This is a genomic window from Microbacterium sp. SORGH_AS_1204 (assembly GCF_030818935.1).
Taxonomy (GTDB): Bacteria; Actinomycetota; Actinomycetes; order Actinomycetales; family Microbacteriaceae; genus Microbacterium.
In genome coordinates this window covers 1,212,822-1,228,671 of sequence record NZ_JAUTBD010000001.1, presented here as the reverse complement: position 1 = coordinate 1,228,671, position 15,850 = coordinate 1,212,822, and the positions used below count along the sequence as shown (strand labels likewise).

The window sequence follows — 15,850 nt, the reverse complement described above, 5'->3', positions numbered from 1 at the left end:
CCGTCCGCCCGCCGACACCCTGGTCCGGGGTGTTCGCTGCGGGGCGCTCCGGGAATAGGGTGGGGCCACTCGTCTCCGACCGAAGGATGCCCCGATGTCGACCTCGCTCGTCGTGTACCTGTCGTTCGATGGCTCCGCCCGCGAAGCGATGACGTTCTATCAGACGGTGTTCGGGGGTGAGCTGGCCGTCCACACCTTCTCCGACTTCGGCATCACCGACGCCCCCGCCGAGGGCGTGATGCACTCCGAGCTGCGCGCCGACGGCTTCACCGTCATGGGCGCGGACTCCTTCACCGAGCCCGACGGTGGGTGGGGCACGGGCCGCATCCATGCCGCCTTCATGAGCGACGAGACCGAGCGGGTACAGGGCTTCTACGGCCGCTTCGTCGAGCGCGGCGCCAAGGTGGTTGCCTCGCTCGAGAAGCAGGTGTGGGGCGACCTCTACGGCGAAGTGATCGACCCGTGGGGTGTGGCCTGGATGTTCAACATCGCCGCCCCCGGAGGGTGGGCCGAGGGCGCCTGAGCCCTCGCACTCTCCTCGCCGGACCCGGGGTCATCCGATGTGGCGGGCCAGCTTCCACAGGTTGCCCCCTCGCCGTTCGACCGAGAGCTCGTCGCACACCGCGGCCGCGAGAGCGAGTCCGCGGCCGGACTCGGCGAGCGCGTCGACCATGGTCTGGGCGGTCGGATCGAAGTCGACGGGCGGCGCGTCGTCGCGGAGCGTCGCGCGCAGCGCCTCCCCCGCCGACAGTTCGACGGCCAGCTTCACGTCTTCCTCCCCGCGCGCGCCGTGCACCGCGATGTTGGTCGCGATCTCGATCACCGCCAAGGAGAAGAGGCTGAAGTCGGCCTCCGGGATGCTGGGCGCTCGCGTAGCGAGTTCGGACAGGGCGTCGTGGAGGGTCTCGACGAACGCCAGTGTCGCCACCCCTTCGCGGGTGACGACACTGTCAGGAGCCATCGAAGGCTCGCTCGGCGTCCGGGTACACCGCCAGTACCCTGTCGAGGTTGGTCAATCGCAGCACCTGCTTCACCTGGTCACCGGCGGCCGCGATGCGGAGGTCGCCGCCCGCGACACGGGTGGCCTTGAGCGCGCCGATCAGGGCGCCGAGGCCCGAGGAGTCGATGAAGTCGACCTTCGCGAGGTCGATCGCGACGCTCGTGCGCCCGGCGGCGACGAGATGGGCGACCTCGTTGCGGAGCTGCGGGGCGACGGCCGCCGTGAGGCGACCTTCGACCTCCAGCACCACCGCGTGTGCGAGGTCTCGTCGTTCGATGTTCATGCCGTTCCTTTCTCGGTGGAGGCGTGCGTGCGCTCCACCACCAGCAGGGTCAGGTCGTCGGGGTCGCTCGTCTGGCGGGTGAGACGCGCGGCCTCGTCGAGGGCACCGGTGATCCCCCGCTCCCGGATGACGCGCAGAACGTGCCCGAGGGGGTCGTGAGGATCGAGGACGTCGAGCAGTCCGTCGCTGCAGACCATGAAGATGTCGCCCGGCGAGAGCTGCACCTGCGACGCCGCGCGCACTTCTTGCAGGCCCATGCCGAGGGGGACTCCCGTAGAAGTGAGGTGCTCCCACGTGTCGTCGGCGCGCAGGACGTAGCCGAGACTGTGACCGGCGTCGACGAAGCGCAGCGATCCGCTCGCCGGGTCGAGCTCGGCGTGGAAGGCGGTGACGAACGTGCCGAGGTCTTCGAGGTCGGCGCTGAGCAGGCGGTCGGCTTCGCGGACGGTCTCCAGCAGGTCGCGACCGGGCTCGGTCCGCAGTGACGCTCGCAGCCCCGCCGCGAGGAGCGCGGGGGCGTGGCCTTTGCCCATAACGTCGGCGAGGGTGAACCGTACCCGGGAACCGACGGAGTACCAGTCGTAGAAGTCGCCCGCGATCAGCCCCGCGGGGATGGTGACGGCCGCGACCTCGTATCCGGCGATCTCGGCCGTGGTCCGCGGTCGGAGCATCCGCTGCATGCTCGACGCGTCATCGATCTCGTTCTGCCGCAGGATCTCCGACTGCACCCAGCTCGCCAGGTCCCGCAAGAGGGTCTTCTCGCGCTCGTCGAGCACGCGCGGCCGGGTGTCCATGAGGCACAGGGTGCCGATTCGTTCGCCCGGTCCCGCCTGCAGGGGGTGACCCGCGTAGAACCGCAGGTGCGGCTCGCCCTCGACGAAAGGGTTCGCCGCCCACCGTTCGTCGATGCTCGCGTCGGGGATGACCACCGTGCGTCCCTCGCGAACCGTGAAGTCGCAGAACGCGTCCTGCCGCGGCGCTTCACGACCTCCGAGACCGATCTCGGACTTACGCCACTGCCGGTCGCGGTCGAGCAGGGTCACGCTGACCATCGGCACCGCGAACATCTCCTGCGCGATGCGGGTGATGCGATCGAAGCGTTCGTCGCGGGGCGTATCGAGGATGCCGAGCGCTTCGATCGCGATCTGACTCGCCGCATCGTCGAGGGGTACGGGGTGAATCGTCATCGGGAGGCCTTCCTGCGAGGATTCCGGGCGTGATCAGCGAGGCGCTGCGCCTCGGCGACGGGGGCGTAGCCCTTGAAGGTCGCCGCCTGGAACAGCACGCTCAGGACGACGAGGTCGTAGACGGCCCACGCGATGTTCACCGCGGTGCCCACCGGCTCGGCCCCATCGACGAACAACCGGATGCAGCCGGCGATGATCGCCAGCACGAGGAGCACCATCACGACCAGCTGGGTCTTGATGAGGTGCCACTGCGGCCCGTCGTTGCTCGGACGCGTCTTCGGGGTCACGGCGAAGCCCAGCGGAATACGCAGCACGACGTTGTTGAACGCGGTCGAGCACGCCTTCAGCCAGACCGGGAAAAGGGCGAGACTGTACTGCTGCCCACGCCAGGTGGGCGCGCCCCTCGCCGCGATCACGAACAGCAGCTGGTTCACGATCATGAAGGGGATGAACCGGGCGAAGAATTCCACGGCATACGCGTGAACGGGAAGGATTCCGAGAACGAGGAAGATGATCGGCGCGGCGAAGTAGACGACCGCGGCGTACCCCGACAGGTAGCTCCACATCGTGGCGAAGTACATCAGCCGCTGCGGAAGCGACATCCCCCATTGCACGAGCGGGTTCTCGCGCAGAAGCACCTGCATGGTCCCCTGCGCCCAGCGCAGCCGCTGGGTGAGCATCGTTCCGAGGTCCTCGGGCGCGAGGCCGTCGGCGAGCAGTTCGTGGTGGTAGACGCTCTTCCACCCCATCCCGTGCATGCGCATCGACGTGGCCATGTCCTCGGTCACCGAGATGGTCGCCAGCGGCATGACCGGCTGCGCCTCCGCGGCACGATCCACGCCGATGGTGCGCAGCACCGCTTGCACCGCCTCGAGCGCGTTGAGGGGCGACAACTCGCGCGTCGCGAGGGCGTTGACGGCCTGCTCCACGTCGAACGCCTGCTCCTCCGGGGTGGCACCGGCGCCCCCGGGGCCGGCGAGTGCCGCCAGCTCGCGCAGGTCGGCTTCGATCCCCGCGACGTCGGAGGCGACGATCGATTGCGTCGCGGCATCCACCCGTCGATGCAGGCGGTAGGTCACCTCCCCGAGAGGCTGGCGGGCGCGCAGCGCTTCTCGGGCATCCCGGACCGCATCGGCGACGTCGTCGAGCGCCGTCGCGATGGCGGGATCGGATGCCGCGGGGTGTGCCCGCGCCTTCTCGATGACCCGCCCCGCGCTGCGCAGGGCGGTGGCGACCGAGCGATCGAGTTCGCGCACGTATCCGACGATGCCGAGCTGCATGAGGGCGTCGCGGCGGAGAATGGCGTTCGACCCGCAGAAGAACGCGGCGTTCCAGCCGTCCTTTCCCTGCTGGATCGGACCGTAGAACAGCGGCGCTTGACTGCCGAGGGGGTCGCCGGTGGCGACGTTGCTGAAGACTTGGGGCGTCTGCACGAGGGCGACCAGCGGATCGGTGAAGTAGCCGAGCGTGCGGTCGAGGATCTCGGGACGCGGGATCATGTCCGCGTCCAGGATGAGGATGAACTCGCCGTCGGTGATCTGCAGGGCGTTGTTGATGTTGCCGGCTTTGGCGTGCCGCGGTCGGTCGTCCCACTCCGTGCCCCGGGAGATGTAACCGATGCCCGCCGCCTCCGCCTGCTCGCGCATCTCTTCACGTGATCCGTCGTCGAGGATCCACGTGCGGTGCGGGTAGCGGATGCGCTGCGCGGCGAGCGCGGTCGTCATGACCAGCTCCACGGGTTCGTTGTAGGTGGCGATGAAGACGTCGACCTCGAGGCCCGAGGGCGGCGCGGGCGGTGCGGACCGGCCGCGCGCCTTCCACATCATCATCCCGAACAGGCACACATCGATCAGGCTGTAGGTCTCGGCGACGATGAGGGGCACGGCGATCCACCAGGCGTCCCAATTGAGCGAGAACAGCCAGCGCCAGGTGACGTAGTTGACGCCGAGCAGGATCGTCAGCACCACGACGATCCGCATGAGCAGAAGGCGTCCTTCGCTGATGCGGGTGTCCTCCGGCATCCGGTCGTTCTCTTCCGTCGCGTTCATCGCGGCACCACCCCGAAGAGGAATCGCGTCCGCACCATGACCCAGAGCAGGGCGAGGATCAGCACGTTCGCGAGCGTGTTGTACAGAAGGTCGCCCTCGTTCAGCAGCGGGATGCTGGCGACCGCGAGCGCGAAGAAGACGTGCATGATGAAGACGTAGAGCGTGGCCTCGCCCAACGGGACGAGGAATCGACCCGCGACCGTGGATATCGGCTTCCAGTACGCCGTGAGCAGCGCGTACATGACGACGACCACTACCAGCACGTTCACCAGGCGACCGGGCGCGAGGTACGTGCGCTCGAAAAGCGTGGCGTACACGTCGCGGAAGGTGTTGTCGGGCACGAGGCTGAGCCGCGGATCTCCGGGAGCCGGGCTGTAGGGGTTGTTCCAGGAGAACAGCATGAGCGCCACCGCGACCACGACCAGAGCGATGAGAACGAACCGCCCCGTTCGCGTGGCGAACCAGCCGAGCAGTTCCCGGCGATGGAATCCCGCGACCATGCCCACCACGAAGAGCAGCTGCCAGACGAGCAGGGGGAACGAATCCTCGAACTGCGAGGGGAGCAGGCGGAGCCTCGTGGTGTAGCCGACGACGTAGAGCGTCGCGCTGATGCCCAGCACCCACGGCCACCACCGACGCCCCAGAGCCCACAGCACGAGCGGTGAGAGCAGCAGCAGGACGACGTACAGACCCATGACGTTGAACTGCCACGGCCCCATGCGCAGCAGCAGGAAATCGACGACGACCTGCGGGTCGACGGGGTACTGCAGGAGGCGGTCGGCTCCGGCGTAGAGGTCGTACACCCGGCCCGTCGCACCGGGGCCCGCAGCCCCCGTGCCCTGGTCGGTGAAGGTCGTCACGGCCTGGCCGCGGAGGAAGGGGATCAGGGCGAGGAAGAAGATGAGGACGACCACCGCGAGGGCCGTGCGGTACAGCTTCGCCGACCGGCCGAACGTGCGGATGACGACCTCGCCGATCCCGCCGGAGACCAGCTTCGGGCGGTAGACCAGCCCGAGGACCAGGCCGGAGAGGAGGACGAAGAGCTCGGCGCCCGAGACGACGCCGAGGAATTCCTGCGTTCCGATCTGGAAGAAGCTCATCAGGCCCAGGTGATTCACGACGACGAACACGATCGCGAGACCGCGGAAGAGGTCGATGCGGGCGTCTCGCGAAGGGACACCGGCGTACCGCCATCGCCGCGCGCGGGGCGATCCGCGCACGGCGAAGATGACGAGTGCCGCGGCCAGAGCCGCGACGATCGCCGCGACCGCCCAGCTCATCGCTCCGCTTGCCTGCGACGAGGCCGCCGACGAGCCCGTTCGATCTCGGACCGGACCGAGCACGAGGTCCGACGAGCGGAGATCGTCCACGAAGGCGGAGCGCACGTCGTCGGAGGTCAGCGTCACCGACCAGTCGATGACCGTCTCACCGACGACGCCGCGCGTGGTGGCCGTCTCCTGCCACACGACCGCATCGAGATCGTCGACCTGCCCCGATCCGACCGCCGCCATGATCTGACGCCACCATGCCGATTTCACCTCGATTTCACTCGGTCCGCCGACGCTGGAGCTGTAGAAGGCGGCCGTCTGGATGAGGAGGGGGCGCTCGGCTGAGGCGTAGACACCGGAGAAGTCGGGGGCGCCGGAACCGTCGGTCCCGGTGAGGCGCGAGACGAAGTCGTCGGGCCCGGGTACGACGTTGCGCGCCCCCTGTCCGCCGGTCGCGTCGAAGTAGAGCGACAGTCCCACGGCATCCACCGATGCATCGCCGGGGTAGTACGGAGCGTAGGGATCGTCGCCGCCGGTCAGGACCCCGTCGCCGTCGGTGTCCGCTCCGTCTGCTGCGGCGGGCGCGTCGCCGCGGAAGGGATAGTCGCCGCCCCAGAACGGCGACCAGACGACGGCCGCGCGCGGAAGCCGATCGTGGACCACGTCGGCGAACCTCTGGAACGCGGCGCGGTAGGCGGCAGGCCGCTGTCCCCACGGCGCCCACGTGGTGTTCATATCGGGCGCGAAACTGAGGTAGACGGGCGCTCCGGCGGGACGTGACACCTCTTGCAGCGCGGCGACGAAATCCTGCGCCTGGGCCTCCCCCAGATCGGCGAGCGGCATCGTGGGCCGAAGCACCACCAACGCGATGGCGCCAGCGGCGGCCGTCTGCTGGAAGAACCCGGCGAGATAGGTGCGCTCTGCGTCGGTGAGCGGGTACGCCACTTCTCGCTGGTAAAGCGCGCTGGGAGAGCCGAGTCGATCGGCTTGGTCGGCCACGCTGTCGCTCCCCCAGTCGAGGATGGAGCCGAAGTACGCCCCGGACGCCGGAACGAGGTCGTCGGAGGGGCTTCGCGTCGTCGCCGCAGCCGGAGTGACGCCGACCGTCAGCGCGACGAAAAGCGCGACGAGCAGACTCGAGACAGTCTTGGCGAGGCGGACGGACGGGGCACCGTGAACGTTCGTACGCCGATCATGCGCTTTTATGCGGCGTCTCTCTCTGCCCACAAAAGGACATTATCGAAATGGCGTGGCCTCCTCGTTTCTCGTGCGCGACGAGGACATGAGCGGCGCAGTCTCGGCGAGCCTCGTCGATTCACTCGGTCTTTTCGGGCAACGTCTCACACTGGTCGCTCAGCGTCTTGTTCGTGCGCATATCGTGCCATCCGAGGACGAAATGGTGTCCATTGTTCCCTGCCCCCGCGCTTCATCCTGGCGCGGAGGCCCGGAAGGCGGGCACTCCCCCTTCAGGTGTCGTCAATCAGCGGGGTGCGGGCCGGGGCGAGAGCACGAGCGAGCCCGCGATGTCGAGCCGGACGAGACGTCGGAACATCGACACCGCACCGCACGCGGTGCGCGAAAGAGAGCGGAGCTCGGAGCGGCGCAGAGCGTTTCGCTGCGCGAGGTGGGCCTCACCGAAACGAACAACGGCGCCTCGAGGGGCGCCGTTGTGCAGTGATTGGATGACGGGAAAACCCGTGTGGTGGACCTGCTGCATGCCTACTCCAAACATTGCGACGTCCGCGGTCCGGCAGAGCTGGCGGCGCAAGCAGCGCAGTCCCGCAGAGCAAGATCCGTTGCGCAGCGGAGTGGTACTGCTCGCCAGCTCCGCGCTGCCCAGGTAGATGACCTGGTCGCTCACTACCAGGAAGTGCGCAACATAGCCGAGGTTGCACGACACTTCGGTGTCACACGGCAGACCGTCGGTGCCCACCTCGCCTCGCGCGGAATCCAGACCGTTCGCCGGATGAGCGATACCGAAATCACGACTGCTGCTGCGCTTTACAGCGACGGGCACTCGGCTGCCACGATCGGACGCCGGTTGGGGTTCGACCCGCAGACTGTGATCAAGGGCCTTCGCAGTGTCGGGGTTCCGATCCGGCCACGACCCGGCAGAACACCAAGGTAGTCGAGGAGGTGTGCGGCCCTGATGTCCGCATGATCATGCGTCCCACAGCATCGTAGAGGCGCGCGCTCGCCGGTTCCGGAGAAATCACTTGGACACTCTGAATGACCGCTCGGGTTCAATCATCTACTGAACCCCACGCATGGAGACTTATCTCTGTCAAGCGCCGCAAGAAGTGACTTCCCGTCGGTTCCAAGCAGGATCAAGTCCAGTCACTCGTACGGCGCGCCCAGGACAAAGCCGAAACAGCAGCCTTAGTTGTCTACTGAGAGTGCGCCCGCCCAAAATGCACGGGCGTGAGGACCGGATCGGTCACGTCTTCACTATTTCGTTCCTCACGCCTGCCTGCTTCTCCCAAGTTCGTACGGACTCACCCCCGAATCCGAGTCGAATCGCGACGCGTTGGCGGCTTCCCCGCAGAGTGTTCCTTCGGCATAACCCCAGCCTCGTTTGCAAGGTCAGGAGCCTCCAACATGCTCAGCGCGCTTCGTCTTCTCATCACACTTCGCCACTTCGAGCTTCAGATCAGATGCAGAGTGAGCCCGGCCGCTCAGCGGCGTCTCCTCAAAGACCGACGTACTCCAACCGCCCGCATCTCGGAGAGTCTCCCCCCACGAGAGCGCTAGACACGCCCACGCGAGCTCTGCTACCCCTCGTAGCCGAGTGCAGAGTGCAGCTGGCTCTACGAACGACCGAACTCAGCGCACCGAGCGAATGAACCCGACGAGCACCGCCCCGGCGGCCGAACAGATGGCGGCGAACAGGAAGAGTGCTGCGAAGTTGGAACCGCCCTCCCGTCCGAACACCTGCAGTCCGAGGAACACCGGGGCGACGAAGGGTGCGATGAACTGCGGTACGGCGGAGGCGATGTTGAAGACGCCGAGATCCTTCGCCGCATCGGCTTCCGAGTCCGGCAGCACATCCGTGGCGAGCGCAAGATCGACGCCGAAGTAGACACCCTGAGCAAGACCGCCGAGGAAGAGACCGATGAGGGCGACCGGGAGCCCGGAGGGGTCGGGCGCGGCGAAGACGAGGAAGAGGAGGCTGACGGCGTACAAAGACGCCGAGACGATGACGAAGACCTTTCGACGCTTCAGCACGTCGGACAGCCGACCCGACACATAGCCCGTGAGGAACGCACCGACGACGGTCGCGATCGTCCCCCACAGCACGACGGCGTCCAGCTCGGCACCCTCGAATCCGAGATGAAGCTGCGAGTACGGCGCTTGGTACACAAGCAGGTAGGCGATCCCGAGCATGAAGAAGAAGCGACTGATCCACGCCCAGGTAAAGTCGGGATTGCGCAGGGGGTTGAAGACGAAGGATCCGAAGAACTCCCGCGCCGAATAGCCCGGCACCGAGTCGCGACCCAGCCGACGGTCAAAGGGCGCGAGGGCGATGTACAGGACGAGAGCCGTCACGATCGCGACCGCCAGAGGTGCGAGGAAACGCCACGGGCTTCCCGCCGCTCCACCCGTCGCGACACCGGCCTCGTCGAAGGTCACCGACCCTGCCGCGAACAGGCCCACGAGCCAGATGGCGGGGAGGGCGGACACGTTCATCGCCACCCCGAGCCAGGATGCCACGGCCCCACGCCGGCGCTCGGGCACCTGGTCCGGGAGGATCGCGGTGTAGACGGCGAGGAGCCCGTTGCATCCGACCTGGCTGATGGCCCACCCGATCGTGATGACCGCGAGGTTCGCCGGCCCGAAGGCGACCACGAGGAGACCCGCGGCGAAGATGGCCGCACTCGCGAGGATCCACGGACGACGCATCCCCGATCGCGACGTCGTTCTGTCACTGAGCCGGCCGATGAAGGGGTTCGCCAGAGCCGCGGCGATGGCGCCCGTACCGGAGACGATCGCGAGCGCGTCCACCGACGTGACCCCGACACCCTCAGCCGGGAAGAGTTCCGCCAGGCGCGTGTAGAGCGCCAGGATGCCGGGACCCAGCACGCCGATGTAGGCGCCGAAATAGGCCACGACGAGCGCGACGAAAAGCGGCGTCCCGGGACGAGCGGGAGTCGCGACACCGGGTGCGTCGTGAGACGCGGCAGCAGTGGACATGAGGGCTCCTGAAGATGACGATCGGACGGACCTTCGTCGGCTCCACCACTCGAAGATGCGACCGACGATGGAAGCAGTCAAGCACTACCGATCGGATGGTAGGTTTCCGGCTTGTGTCGATTTCGACACATTCGAGGATTCGGTACCGACCATCGTCGACCCGCTTTTATGCCTACAGTGGGAGAAATAAAGAGGGAGACCATCATGACGATGACAGTCCTGCGCGGCGGCGTCGTGCACACGCTGGACGGCTCCGCATCCCGCTCGGCGATCGCGTTCGCGGGCGGGCGCGTCGTCGCCCTCGGGCCCGCCGCAGAACCCTTGGCGCGCGAGGGGGGCGCGACCGTCGTCGACCTCGACGGCGCGGTCGTCGTACCCGGTGTCAACGATGCCCACCTGCACGCGGGGTGGCTCGGCGCCCGCTGGCCGCATACGATCCTTCCCGCGTCGGACACGACGCCTTCCCCCCTGTCCGCGGAGCCGACGCTCCAATCGCCAGCCGAACGCGCAGCCGCTCTCGAGAGGACCTGGACGATCCTCGCCGCCCTCGGCATCACCAGCTACACCGAGCCGGGCATCGGTCCCGGAGAGGACGACGGGACCGGGGCATTCGACACCCAGATGCTCGAGGCCTACCTGAACCTCCACAACCGAGGAGTCCGAACGGTCCGCGTCACCCTTCTTCAACTGTTCGGGCGGCTGGACGGAGAGGGGACGCTGCGCGCCCTCCGCGCGGGACTCGCACGAGCCCTCCCCCACACCGACCGATCGTGGCTGAACATATCGGGCGTGAAGGTCTTTGCGGACGGCATCCCCCCGCTCCGCACCGCGTGCGTCTCGCACGCCTACGACGACGGGACTCACGGCAGCCTTCTGACGTACGACGACGAACACGAGCGCGCGCGAGAGGACACGCTGGCAGAGATGATCGCTCTCGTGCACGACAGCGGACGTCAGCTCGCCGTCCACGCCACGGGAGACCGCACGATCGCCCTCACCGCCGCGGCAGCGCAGCTCAACGGGGCTGCCCGCAGCGCGCCACCGTCCTACATCGTCCACGCCGACATGGCGGGCGAGGACGAACTCGCCGCCATGAGCGCGGCAGGCCTGGGCGCGACGATACAGCCCCTGATCGCCCTCCGGACGCGCGCCTGGGCGTCGGAGGTCATCGGGCAGAAGCGGGCGGCTGCCGCCTGGCCGATCGAGCGGATACTGCGCACACTCCCGTTCGCGACGATCTCCAGCGATGCACCGGTCGTCGAGCCGGACTGGAGGAGGGCTCTCGATGCCGCTCTCACCCTCGTGGGCCGCGACGATGTCGACCTCCGACGGCTGCTGATGCGCGCCGTCACCGCCGCTCCCGCCGTGCAGGACGGCGCAGCGAGCTGGAAGGGCACGCTGGACGTCGGCATGGCCGCTGACGCCGTCGTCCTTTCCGCCGATCCGCTGGAGCCGGGAACACCCTTCCCCGAGATCACCGTCCGCCGCACGATATGCGGCGGACGCACCGTCTACGCTGCGGACTGAGGGCGCACGCGGACGCCTGCCCCGGTCAGACCGCCACAGCGACGAGAACGCGAGGACTACCCGGAAGGGCGACGCGCCGCTCGACACGCCATCCCGCATCGGCCAGCCACCGCCGCACCTGTACTTCCGGGTAGACGACGGTGCCATCGATGACGAGGTACTCGGCCGCGTGGCGCGCGTCGAGGCGACGCGGGACGTCGTCGACATCCGAGAAGAAGTCGAGCACGGTCAGCACCGCCCCCGCCCTCGCCGCCCTACGAAGGCGCGCGAAGATCGCGGCATTCGCTTCGGCGTCGAAACGATGGATCACGTGGTTCGCGAAGACCGCATCGTAGGCACCGATCGGCTCGGCCGTGGCCGTCTCGCCGGCAACGATGTCGACTCGATCCGACAGACCCGCCGCGTCGATCGCCTCGGCCACACCGCCGAGAAACGCTTCCTCGTAGAGGAATGTCGTGTGCTGCAGAGGATGTCGAAGCATGGTTTCGACCGCGAAGGCGGCCGAGAGACCGCCGAAGTCGAGCACCGTCCTCGCGTCGGCGAGGTCGATCAAGCGCGCGTACTCCCTCGCGTGGAGGCGGTTGTAGGTCATGACACCGTCGAGGAACACGTCCCACCGCTCCGGATTCATACCCAAGTCACCCGGCTCCCCCGAATCGACCGTTCGCGCGAACTGCATCCAGTGCGGGTAGCTGATCTGGTCGAGGAAATGCAGGAAGGGATGCAAGGACTCGGGCCCGCCCGTCAAGTAGGCCGCAGCGTCGGCCTCGAGGGCATACCGATCGGTCTGGCGCTGCAGCATCCCCTGAGCGGCCATCGCGTCTGCCAGGATGCGGGCGATCGTCGGGGAGATCCCGGTGGCATCCGAGATCTGGTCGACCGTGGTCGCGCCTGCCGCGACCGCGTCGAAGAGCCCCACCCGGCTGGCCTGGAACAGCAGTTGCGAGTCCATGTACCCCGTCGCGATGCGGAGGATGCGGTCGGCTGTCACGTGAACGGTCATTGACTTCCCTTTTGCTCGAGGAGATGGACCGTGCGGCGATGCCCATCGCAGTCTTTTTAATCTATGTGCGTAGAATATAGCGCGATCCCGTCGCGCGGATGACCATGGAAAGGCCGGCCCCGATGACCCTCCCTCCTCCGACAGCATCCGTCGGCCCCGCGCCGGCGTTCGACCCCGCCGTCGCGCGTGTGCTGGCCGCCGAACCCGCGCTCTCGGCTCCGTTGCGGCGCGAGTCGCTGCCCCGCGACGGCGTGGCGACCATGTTCCCCGATGCCCCCACCGTCATCGCCGAACGTGCCATCGATGTCAGCGAGTACCGATTCACGAGTCCGGAGTCCGGGGAGCACATCGAGCTGTCGGTGTTTCGTCCGCGAGGACACGAGGGCGAGCGGCTCGCGGTGCTCTATAACATCCACGGTGGCGGAATGGTCGTCGGGCATCGCTCATGGGAGACCGCACGGGTGGTCGACCTCGTCGAGGAACACCAGATCGTCGGTGTCACCGTCGAGTACCGTCTCGCCCCGGAGCACCCGTACCCCGCCGGTGTGGAGGACTGCTATGAGGGGTTCGTCTGGCTCGCGAACAATGCCACCGAGCTGGCGATCGACCCCGACCGCATCATCGTGATGGGAGGAAGCGCCGGGGGCGGCTTCGCCGCGGCGGTCTCACTGCTGGCGCGTGAACGGTCCGGCCCGCGTCCGCGGGGACAACTGCTGCTGTGCCCGATGCTCGACAACACCAACTCATCGGCATCCAGCCGACAGTTCGACGGAATCGGCACGTGGCAACGATCGTCGAACCTGATGGCGTGGGAATGCGTTCTCGGCGCAGACGCGACCTCCCCCGACGCCCCTCCGGCCGCCTCCCCCTCCCGAGCGACGGATCTGAGCGGTCTTCCCCCGGCCTTCATCGAGGTCGGCTCGGCGGAGATGTTCCGCGACGAGGACGTCGACTACGCCACGCGTATCTGGCGCGTGGGCGGCAGCGCCGAGCTGCACGTCTGGTCGGGCGGATGCCACGGATTCGACATGTTCTGCCCAGACGCGGAGATCACCCGGGCCGCTCTCGACGCGCGATCGTCGTGGCTGCGGCGGATCCTGACGACGCCGTAGACCCTCCGCGGTCGGGGCGGCCGTGTCCCGACGCGCTCGACCGTCCGGCGTCCTCACGCCAGGACGGTGTGCGCGACGCACGCGAGCTGCGCCAGAGTCATCGCCCCGCACTCCACGCTCACGAGCAGAGACGCTCGGCCCGCCGTCGACATCGCGCGCGCATGACCCCCGACGGCCCCTGCGCCGGCCACAGTGCTCACCGCAGCGGCGACAGTGGCGAGGACGAACAGCATGGTCACCACGTCGGGTGCACCCGCGGCGAATGCGTGCACGTGCGGGGAGGGGGCGGTGTCCTGCCGATCACCCGCTCGGGGCAGGCCGCACGCGATGAGCAGGACGCTCATGGCGACGAACCCCATTCCCCGATGCACCCGCAGGGATGCACCAGCGTCACCCGCAGCAGCGACGACCGCCCACACGAACCCCGCGCAGGCGAGCACGAGCGCTTCAAGAGGGCCGAGTGGCCGGGTCATCACCGCCATCGCGGCCACCATCCCGATCGCGATGACGACCACTCGCCCGCGCTCGACGCGGGAGGGGTCGGCCCTGCCCGGCATCAGCGCACCGATGATGGCGCCCACTGCGCCGAGAACGGCGAACCCCAGCGCGATGACGTCCATGCCGGTCGTTCCCGTCACGCGGCGAACCGCGGACGTCCTCCCATCCACGTCTGCAGCGTGCGCGTGCCGCCGAGTCGTGTCGCAGCGATGGCGAACGGGTCGCGATCGATGACGACGAAGTCCGCCGACTTGCCGACCTCGATCGTGCCCGTGTGCGCGGCGATCCCCATCGCCCGTGCGCACTCCCGAGTGAACATCGCCACCGCCTCGCGCACGCCGACGGCCTGTTCGGGGAGAAACACCCCCGGGAACGTCCCTTCCGGATGGGCACGGGTGACGAGACCGTGAATCGCCGGCCACGGATTGGGAGACGGAGAGACCGGCCAGTCCGATCCCCCCACCAGGCGCACGCCGGCATCGAGTTGCTCCCGGAACGCACACATGGTCGCGCGCACGCTCACCGGGACCATCGCCACCGCGGCTCGTTGGAAGGTCGAGGGGTACCAGAGCTGCGGACAGATATCGACGGGGATGTCCGCTTCGGCGAGTCGGGCATAGTCCGTTGACGCGATGAACTGCGCGTGCGCGAGCTGCACCGGAAGGACGACGCCGCGCTCGCGCGCGGCATCCACCGCGTCCAGCACCATCGTGACGGAGGCGTCGCCGGTGCAATGCACCTTGGCGCCGAGGCCCCGTGCGTGCAGCTGGCACAACCACTCCACCAGGCGCGCCAGGGGCATCGTGGTGGTCCCCCGAAAGTCGGGGCCGCGACCGTGCTCGGGGGCAAACGACGCCGGGTACGGGTCATGGAAGCTCGCAGTGAAGGTCGGAGGCGTCCCGTCGAGGAAGATCTTGGCGTACGTCGGCCGCACCCGCGGTGTCGCGTACTCGGCCACACGATCCAGCAACCGCTCGCCGACCGGCGTGAAGCCGAAGATCAGATCGTTCACCGACGCACTCGTTGTGATCCAGCACCCCAGATCGTCCGTCCGATCGAGAGCGGCCAAGGCGGCCAGGGCACGCTCGCCCGTCGCGGCCTCTTGGGTCATGGTCACCCCGACCGACGAGAGCACCGTCGTGGCAGCGCGCATTACGTCCCGTAGTTCGGTGTCCGTGCGGGGACGCTCGCGTTCGAGACACTCCTCGGCACGGCGACTGCCGGACTCGACGAGCACACCGGTCGCTCGACCGGACAGCGAGTCGATGGAGACGTCTGGTGCCCACGAGGACGCGTCGCCGCCCAAGCCCATCAGACGCAAGGTGGCCGAGTTGACGAGTCGGTGGTGTGCCGTCTCGTCACGCAAGAGGAGCGGATGTTCCGCTGTCGCGGCGTCGATCCGCGCACGGGTTTCCAGGGAGTCCAGCTCCTCGAGAAGCCCGACTCCCCAGAGGCCGCCCACGATCCATTCGCCTTCGGGTGTCCTCTGGGCCGCCTCGCTGATCCGTTCGATCATCTCGTCCACGCCCGCCGCCGGGTCTAGCTGCACACGATCGAACAGGGACCCGCCGGCGAGTTCGAGATGCGTGTGGATATCCCCCAGTCCCGGCATCACGCAGGCCCCGGGCGGCGTGATCAACACATGCGTTTCCGGGCCGATGAGGGACTCCGCTTCGGCATCCATCGCGACGAACTCGCCGCCGCGCACCGCTGCGGCCGTGTGCGGCACATCG

13 protein-coding genes are annotated in these 15,850 nt (G+C 68.1%); 4 read left to right on the top strand and 9 right to left on the bottom strand.

Going from position 1 to position 15,850, the window contains the following annotated elements; translation table 11 throughout:
- Nucleotides 1-94 precede the first annotated feature (94 nt).
- Nucleotides 95-523 (top strand): VOC family protein, encoded by a 429-nt coding sequence (locus tag QE410_RS05620; RefSeq protein ID WP_307329044.1) that lies wholly within the window; start codon nt 95-97, stop codon nt 521-523.
- A 30-nt stretch (nt 524-553) separates the two neighbouring features.
- On the opposite strand, the gene QE410_RS05615 is transcribed toward QE410_RS05620, so the two are convergent.
- The 5 genes from QE410_RS05615 to opgC are packed head-to-tail and all read right to left on the bottom strand — an operon-like array spanning nt 554 to nt 7,013.
- Entirely contained in the window at nt 554-961 is a 408-nt protein-coding gene (locus QE410_RS05615) for an ATP-binding protein (protein ID WP_307329041.1), read from the bottom strand.
- Entirely contained in the window at nt 951-1,283 is a 333-nt protein-coding gene (locus QE410_RS05610; protein ID WP_307329037.1) for an STAS domain-containing protein, read from the bottom strand. The genes QE410_RS05615 and QE410_RS05610 overlap by 11 nt, the downstream gene beginning before the upstream one ends.
- A complete protein-coding gene (locus tag QE410_RS05605) occupies nt 1,280-2,470 on the bottom strand; it encodes a PP2C family protein-serine/threonine phosphatase (RefSeq protein ID WP_307329034.1) in 1,191 nt (396 codons plus the stop codon). The genes QE410_RS05610 and QE410_RS05605 overlap by 4 nt, the downstream gene beginning before the upstream one ends.
- Nucleotides 2,467-4,491, bottom strand: a complete 2,025-nt coding sequence (locus QE410_RS05600) for a glycosyltransferase (protein ID WP_307329031.1) — start codon at nt 4,489-4,491, stop codon at nt 2,467-2,469. Before QE410_RS05600 ends, QE410_RS05605 begins: the two co-directional genes overlap by 4 nt.
- Nucleotides 4,492-4,514: 23 nt before the next feature.
- The gene (gene opgC, locus QE410_RS05595; protein WP_307329028.1) at nt 4,515-7,013 is read right to left on the bottom strand and encodes an OpgC domain-containing protein; all 2,499 of its coding nucleotides are present in this window, start codon (nt 7,011-7,013) and stop codon (nt 4,515-4,517) included.
- Between the two features lie 739 nt (nt 7,014-7,752).
- On the opposite strand from opgC, the gene QE410_RS17105 reads away from it, so the two are divergent.
- Entirely contained in the window at nt 7,753-7,914 is a 162-nt protein-coding gene (locus QE410_RS17105) for a helix-turn-helix domain-containing protein (protein WP_373459365.1), read from the top strand.
- A gap of 695 nt (nt 7,915-8,609) precedes the next feature.
- Here QE410_RS17105 and QE410_RS05590 read toward each other — a convergent pair.
- Nucleotides 8,610-9,977 carry an MFS transporter gene (locus tag QE410_RS05590; RefSeq protein ID WP_307329025.1) on the bottom strand — a complete coding sequence of 456 codons (1,368 nt, stop codon included), beginning with the start codon at nt 9,975-9,977 and terminating at the stop codon, nt 8,610-8,612.
- A 204-nt stretch (nt 9,978-10,181) separates the two neighbouring features.
- Between QE410_RS05590 and QE410_RS05585 the strand changes: the two genes are divergently transcribed.
- Nucleotides 10,182-11,504, top strand: coding sequence for an amidohydrolase family protein (locus QE410_RS05585; protein WP_307329023.1), 1,323 nt, complete (start codon nt 10,182-10,184; stop codon nt 11,502-11,504).
- Nucleotides 11,505-11,529: 25 nt separating this feature from the next.
- On the opposite strand, the gene QE410_RS05580 is transcribed toward QE410_RS05585, so the two are convergent.
- A complete protein-coding gene (locus QE410_RS05580) occupies nt 11,530-12,507 on the bottom strand; it encodes a methyltransferase dimerization domain-containing protein (protein ID WP_307329020.1) in 978 nt (325 codons plus the stop codon).
- A 122-nt stretch (nt 12,508-12,629) separates the two neighbouring features.
- On the opposite strand from QE410_RS05580, the gene QE410_RS05575 reads away from it, so the two are divergent.
- The gene (locus tag QE410_RS05575) at nt 12,630-13,619 is read left to right on the top strand and encodes an alpha/beta hydrolase (protein WP_307329016.1); all 990 of its coding nucleotides are present in this window, start codon (nt 12,630-12,632) and stop codon (nt 13,617-13,619) included.
- Between the two features lie 53 nt (nt 13,620-13,672).
- On the opposite strand, the gene QE410_RS05570 is transcribed toward QE410_RS05575, so the two are convergent.
- Together QE410_RS05570 and QE410_RS05565 are read right to left on the bottom strand one after the other, a co-directional pair.
- A complete protein-coding gene (locus QE410_RS05570; RefSeq protein WP_307329014.1) occupies nt 13,673-14,257 on the bottom strand; it encodes a hypothetical protein in 585 nt (194 codons plus the stop codon).
- The gene (locus QE410_RS05565; protein WP_307329012.1) at nt 14,254-15,825 is read right to left on the bottom strand and encodes an amidohydrolase; all 1,572 of its coding nucleotides are present in this window, start codon (nt 15,823-15,825) and stop codon (nt 14,254-14,256) included. Before QE410_RS05565 ends, QE410_RS05570 begins: the two co-directional genes overlap by 4 nt.
- Between the last annotated feature and the right edge of the window lie 25 nt (nt 15,826-15,850).

Excerpts from the sequence above, each read along its gene's own strand:
- QE410_RS05605 (WP_307329034.1), bottom strand. The coding sequence starts at position 2,470 with ATGACGATTCACCCCGTACCCCTCGACGATGCGGCGAGTCAGATCGCG.
- QE410_RS05615 (WP_307329041.1), bottom strand. The coding sequence starts at position 961 with ATGGCTCCTGACAGTGTCGTCACCCGCGAAGGGGTGGCGACACTGGCG.
- QE410_RS05610 (WP_307329037.1), bottom strand. The coding sequence starts at position 1,283 with ATGAACATCGAACGACGAGACCTCGCACACGCGGTGGTGCTGGAGGTC.
- QE410_RS05575 (WP_307329016.1), top strand. The coding sequence starts at position 12,630 with ATGACCCTCCCTCCTCCGACAGCATCCGTCGGCCCCGCGCCGGCGTTC.
- QE410_RS05590 (WP_307329025.1), bottom strand. The coding sequence starts at position 9,977 with ATGTCCACTGCTGCCGCGTCTCACGACGCACCCGGTGTCGCGACTCCC.
- QE410_RS17105 (WP_373459365.1), top strand. The coding sequence starts at position 7,753 with ATGAGCGATACCGAAATCACGACTGCTGCTGCGCTTTACAGCGACGGG.
- QE410_RS05600 (WP_307329031.1), bottom strand. The coding sequence starts at position 4,491 with ATGCCGGAGGACACCCGCATCAGCGAAGGACGCCTTCTGCTCATGCGG.
- QE410_RS05585 (WP_307329023.1), top strand. The coding sequence starts at position 10,182 with ATGACGATGACAGTCCTGCGCGGCGGCGTCGTGCACACGCTGGACGGC.
- QE410_RS05620 (WP_307329044.1), top strand. The coding sequence starts at position 95 with ATGTCGACCTCGCTCGTCGTGTACCTGTCGTTCGATGGCTCCGCCCGC.
- QE410_RS05580 (WP_307329020.1), bottom strand. The coding sequence starts at position 12,507 with ATGACCGTTCACGTGACAGCCGACCGCATCCTCCGCATCGCGACGGGG.